At 80.6% G+C, this 391-nt stretch carries 1 pseudogene; it reads right to left on the minus strand.

The features are described 5' to 3' along the window. A pseudogene (locus BST12_RS35200) lies at positions 1-391 on the minus strand (PE-PGRS family protein); the annotation flags it as partial.

A 391-nucleotide genomic window follows, 5' to 3' on the forward strand; every position in this document is an offset into this window, starting at 1 on the left:
CCCCCGCCGTTGCCCCCTCCTGCGCCGCCTGCGCCGCCGGCCCCGCCGTGGCCGCCGGTCGCGGTTCCCGTGGCGGCGGAGTTGAGGACAAACGCGTTGCCGCCGGCTCCGCCGCCGCCGCCGGTGCCGGTGGTGCCACCGGCAGCGCCGTCGGCTCCGGTGCCGCCGCTGGCGTTCCCCGTTCCGTTGTTGGTCGCCGTGCCGCCGTTGCCGCCGTTGCCGCCGCCGGTGGCGCCGGTGCCGGCGGAACCGCCGGCCCCGCCAAAGGCGTCCCCAGTTCCGGCGTTGGTCGCCGCGCCGCCCCCGCCGCCGTTGCCACCGTGGCCGTCGGCCGAGTTGCCACCGGCTCCGCCGGTGCCGCCGAACGCGCTCCCCGGCCCCAGGTTGGAGC

This window comes from Mycobacterium angelicum, from assembly GCF_002086155.1.
Classification (GTDB): domain Bacteria; phylum Actinomycetota; class Actinomycetes; order Mycobacteriales; family Mycobacteriaceae; genus Mycobacterium; species Mycobacterium angelicum.